The sequence below is a fragment of the Ruegeria sp. BH8 genome (assembly GCF_056538065.1).
This window is the reverse complement of the sequence record NZ_JBQFSP010000039.1, coordinates 1-4,554: the sequence shown is the minus strand read 5'-3', so window position 1 is coordinate 4,554 and position 4,554 is coordinate 1. Positions and strand designations below refer to the sequence as shown.

The window sequence follows — 4,554 nt, the reverse complement described above, 5'->3', positions numbered from 1 at the left end:
GGCAACTAACGCCTGGAATGCTGCCACTCGAGCCGCTTGAATCCCGACCATCAGCATTCCCTCGTCGACCGGACGTTAACGTGACAATACCCGCGTACGTCCTGATTCATAAACATCTCCTTTGTCCCCGACTGCGAGGTTAAAGGAAATGTCCCGCGAGTAACGGCATATCTACAGGCGAGTCATTCTGCTCGCCAGATATGCACCCAAGCCACAACGGAAATGGCTAACCAGACACCCGTGCGCAAGGTCATCGCGCCGAGGGTGCGCATCTCATAGGCATTGCCTTGCAGCACATGAGCGCCGAAGGCCAGAAAAACCAGAACGGTGGCAACCAGAATACCTGTTGATATCCAGGCCGCTGACCGGTGCCGAAGAAACAGTCCAATGCCGGCCACGACATAGGCGAATCCTGCCAGAAAGTTGAACCACAGCACGAAGGGCACTGCATTACCAACGGCTGCGCGTGTTTCATCGCCACCAAACAAGGCCCGTCCGCCTGAGAAAACAGTCAACGCGCCGAACACTATTGCCACGCTCGCCGCTATGTTCAGGGCGCGGTTGCCAGTGGTTGCATTTTTCATGTCGCGCCCCCTTCCGTTCCATCAAGTCGGCCGTCGCGTAAGTGGAACAGCTTGTCGAACCGGTCGTAAATCTTTTCATCATGCGTCACCGCGATGATGCAGGCGTCTTGCTCAGCTGCGAGCTTGCGCATCAGGTCCATCACGATCCCGGCCCTCTGGCTGTCAAGCGCCGCAGTTGGTTCATCTGCCAGAATGATGCGCGGGCTGTTGGCAAGGGCGCGTGCGATGGCCACACGCTGCGCCTCACCTCCGGACAGAAGCGCGGGCATCGCATCCCTGCGGTGACCGACCTCCAGATAGTCCAGCAGTTCGACAGCGCGCCTTTGCGCCTCGACCGTCGACTTTCCAGCCAGTTTCAGCACCAGAGCAACGTTATCCTTGGCATCGAGAAATGGCAGAAGATTATGGAACTGAAAGATAAACCCGATCTTGTCGAGCCGTAGCCTACGCAAATCGTTTCGCAGCCATTGCTTGTCGTAAACCGCCTCATTGTCCAGCGTAACCTTCCCCGTACTCGGAGCAATGATGCAGCCAATGACATTCAGAAGCGTCGTTTTACCCGATCCAGACGGGCCGAGTAGTGCCACCACTTCGCCCGCCTCGACTGACAGATCAACACCCTTCAGTGCATCGACACGTGCACCGCCCTCGCCAAAGTGCTTTGAGACATTGGTAACATCTACAATCACGCGGCGCGGATCATTGAGCATGACGTCACCCTCCGATTGCCGTAGCCGGATCGACCTTGAGTGCTGCACGAACGCCAAGGCCGCTGGCGACGATGCAGACAATGAGGATGATCCCTGCCAGCGCGACGGCGTTGATCGGCTCCAACACAACCCGGCGGGGGAAGTAGTCTTTGACAAGCAGGATAAGGATCAGACCGAAACTCCAGCCGACCGCACCAAGTGCAATGGATTGCTGCACGATCAGCCCGATGATCGTGCGGTCGGGGGCGCCGATCAGTTTGAGTGTGGCGATCTGCTTTAGCTTTTCCATGGTCATCGTGTAGATAATCAATGCGATCACAACGGCTGAAACGGACAATAAGATGCCCAGAAACAAACCTATCTGCCGCTTTGCCCGATCCACCACAGACATTAGCAAGATAGACTCCTGATCGGCTTGTGTCAGGGCCCCAAGATGTTTCCATTGGCGCACCGACTGCGCCACTGCTTGCGGGTCTGCAAGCGGTTCAAGCCGTGCGATCACAGCCGCAACGCTGTCCTGACTTTCGAGCAACCCCGCGCCTCGTGCCTCCTGGACGCGTTGAGCCGACGGGGCCAGTTGCGTCTGTAGCACCTGCGCATCGCGTAAAGTGATGAACGCAGCCGGATCACCGGCGGAATTCATCGTATCCTCGACCAACCCGACCACAGTGAAAGGATCGCGGCCCAGTCGGATCACATCACCGACGGACAGTCCGGATTTGGCGTCTGCCACGATTTCGAAATGGGACTGGCTGATCCCACGCCCTACCGTGATTGCTTCGGGTCCACCGGGGTGACCTGGCTCGTATCCGATCACGTACAGGCGTAGCGTTTCGCCGCGAAAGGGCGCCTCGACGGTCTGGTATGTGATGCTGCCCGCTTCGGCCACACCATGCAATCGCCCCACGGCATCACGGGTTCCGTCAGGAATTTTTGAGGCTTCTGCAAACGGCCCGCGTGTACCAGTTTCAACAATCCAAAGATCTGCTCGCGGTGCTTTAACGATGTTCAGCGCGTCCGCAACCAGCCCATTGTAAATACCAATCATTGCCAGCACGACCGCCATCAGAAGGCTGAGGCCGAGGCAAGTCAGCATGAAGCGGAACAGATTGTGACGCACATCGCGGTAGGCGAGGTTCATGGCGCATCCCTCTCGACGACCCGAACCATGCGCCCCTCGGACAGCCCTTTACCGGGTGCCAAGATGACCTGCGAGCCGTCGGGAATACCACCGACCAGTTCGACCCGCGCATCCTCGGTCCGGTGACCGAAGACTACCGATACCTGATGCGCACGCCCATCCTGCGCGATCCATATAAGTCCTTCATGCCCGTCAAAACCGGTTATTGCGATCTCGGGAACCAACATCGCATCGACCAGCTCTGTCACTGTGATCCAAACTTCGGCCTGTTCGCCAAGAAAAACCTGTTCCGGGCACCGATTGCATGCAATCCAGACCCGGCGTTCTTCGTTCACCCGGTCACTTTCTATACCGATCCGCGCGATCTTGCCGGTGAAGACCTTATGCGGCAAAGACCGCAACCTCACTTCGGCAACTTGTCCGAGTTGCAGGGGCCCGGCCCTCTCTTCATCTATGTAGGCCAAAGCCCAAACAGTGTTCGGGTCCAAAAGGGTAAAGATAGGTTCACCAGCGACAACAACTGTACCTGCTTCGACGTGGCGCTCAACAACGACCGCGTCAAAGGGAGCCCGCAACACATGATGATCAAGCAGCACACGCTCGTATTGCAGGGCTGCCTTGGCGTCACTGTGCATGGATTTGGCAACCTCAACATCACTTTCTGCTACGGCCAGATCAGCGGCTGCAACATCGACATCCCGCTGGGCCTCTTCTGCAGCCTGAGTCGAGACGGCATTGCGTCCGGCAAGTTCCTGCTGGCGCGCATTTGTCGACTGCCGTTGCGCAAGAATGGCACGCGCGCGGATCACATTTGCCTCAGCCTTGCCCAAAGTGGCCTCTGCGGCGGCAATCCCGGCTTTGGCGCGCGCGACTTTTGCTTGTTGTTCCGTCGGATGAAGCCGGGCAAGGACTTGCCCCGCTTTGATGGTATCACCACTGTCGACCGAAAGTTCTGTCAGCGTGGCACCAACTTCAAATCCGACATCTGAGACGATCCGGGCCTCGACCGTCCCCAGCCCATAAACACGAACAGGGACATTCTTTTCAATTGCGGCAGTGGAAACACTAACCGGGCGCTCTGTAAGGACAAGCCAGCCAAAGACGGCGAGGCCGACAGCAAGGGTAACACCGAAGATGATACGGCGGTTCATGGCGAAACCTCTGTACTTTCTATTCGGAATAGCCGCATCTGAGCGTCGAGCAATCGGTGCCCTTCGGATTCCAATGCGAAACCGCGTTTCCCCAGAGTCCAGCGGATCGCCAACCCTTGTACCAGTGAGATCAACAGTAGCGCTCCGTCTTCAGGCGGCAGGTTTGTGTCGAACAGGCCCGCTTTCTGTCCGTTGGTCAGCTCGATGGACAGCAATGTGACCAATTCAGTCATCAGCGTAAGAACAGCTTGCCGGAGATCGTCGTTTTCTACCTGTAGCTCGCGCGAGAAAAGAATAGACGGGATGGCCGGCATAGTCTCGATCTGGTGCAATTGAGCCAAAATCAGCGCTTTGATCCGCTCTGCCGGATCGGCAGATGTCCTAAGCGCGTCACCCCACGCGGTTCGGAGGCGTTCAGAAATCTCGTTAGCTACCGCCAACCATAAATCCTGTTTGGTCGCGAAGTGCCGGAAGATTGCGGGCTGCGTCAGCCCGACTGCATCAGCAACCGACTGTGTGGTCAGGCGATCAGGGCCCAACTCGTCCGCGAGGCGCAGCATGGCTTGTACGATCTCGGTCTTGCGTTCATCTGCGGGCTTGCGGGCGGGCATTCGAAACCATTATGTTAGTGAGTAATAACTAACTTATTAAGGCGAGATACACTTGACGTCAAGCGCATCTGGATTTGATTACGTTATCAGGGTCGGAAGGGGGCATATGGCAACTTTTGGTAGCAAGAAGATCGACAGGTAAACGGTGGGCAGCACCCGATAACTGCGCGACACCTATAGTCAAACTTTGGGAATAACACGACATCAAGCCGCTTGTGCTCGTCGCTGACTTCAAACGCAACGCAGTCTCCTGTGAGGTTATTTCGCTGTCCGCCATCAGCACCCATGGAACAGACTAGGTTGATTGCGTAGCGGAGGATTTCAGGCTCATCGTAACCATCAGAGAGTGGAGATGAG

At 56.8% G+C, this 4,554-nt stretch carries 5 protein-coding genes; all 5 read right to left on the bottom strand.

Going from position 1 to position 4,554, the window contains the following annotated elements; all coding sequences use genetic code 11:
• Positions 1 to 182: 182 nt before the first annotated feature.
• The 5 genes from ACR0AD_RS20950 to ACR0AD_RS20930 are packed head-to-tail and all read right to left on the bottom strand — an operon-like array spanning position 183 to position 4,197.
• Complete coding sequence (locus ACR0AD_RS20950; RefSeq protein WP_480489496.1) at positions 183 to 584, bottom strand: hypothetical protein; 402 nt, start codon at positions 582 to 584, stop codon at positions 183 to 185.
• Positions 581 to 1,294, bottom strand: a complete 714-nt coding sequence (locus tag ACR0AD_RS20945) for an ABC transporter ATP-binding protein (protein ID WP_480484950.1) — start codon at positions 1,292 to 1,294, stop codon at positions 581 to 583. The genes ACR0AD_RS20950 and ACR0AD_RS20945 overlap by 4 nt, the downstream gene beginning before the upstream one ends.
• A 4-nt stretch (positions 1,295 to 1,298) precedes the next feature.
• A complete protein-coding gene (locus ACR0AD_RS20940; protein ID WP_480489497.1) occupies positions 1,299 to 2,435 on the bottom strand; it encodes an ABC transporter permease in 1,137 nt (378 codons plus the stop codon).
• A complete protein-coding gene (locus tag ACR0AD_RS20935; RefSeq protein ID WP_480489498.1) occupies positions 2,432 to 3,586 on the bottom strand; it encodes an efflux RND transporter periplasmic adaptor subunit in 1,155 nt (384 codons plus the stop codon). The genes ACR0AD_RS20940 and ACR0AD_RS20935 overlap by 4 nt, the downstream gene beginning before the upstream one ends.
• Entirely contained in the window at positions 3,583 to 4,197 is a 615-nt protein-coding gene (locus ACR0AD_RS20930; RefSeq protein ID WP_480489499.1) for a TetR/AcrR family transcriptional regulator, read from the bottom strand. The genes ACR0AD_RS20935 and ACR0AD_RS20930 overlap by 4 nt, the downstream gene beginning before the upstream one ends.
• Positions 4,198 to 4,554 lie beyond the last annotated feature (357 nt).

Coding starts and splice junctions, on each gene's coding strand:
- ACR0AD_RS20940 (WP_480489497.1), bottom strand. CDS start 2,435: ATGAACCTCGCCTACCGCGATGTGCGTCACAATCTGTTCCGCTTCATG.
- ACR0AD_RS20950 (WP_480489496.1), bottom strand. CDS start 584: ATGAAAAATGCAACCACTGGCAACCGCGCCCTGAACATAGCGGCGAGC.
- ACR0AD_RS20945 (WP_480484950.1), bottom strand. CDS start 1,294: ATGCTCAATGATCCGCGCCGCGTGATTGTAGATGTTACCAATGTCTCA.
- ACR0AD_RS20930 (WP_480489499.1), bottom strand. CDS start 4,197: ATGCCCGCCCGCAAGCCCGCAGATGAACGCAAGACCGAGATCGTACAA.
- ACR0AD_RS20935 (WP_480489498.1), bottom strand. CDS start 3,586: ATGAACCGCCGTATCATCTTCGGTGTTACCCTTGCTGTCGGCCTCGCC.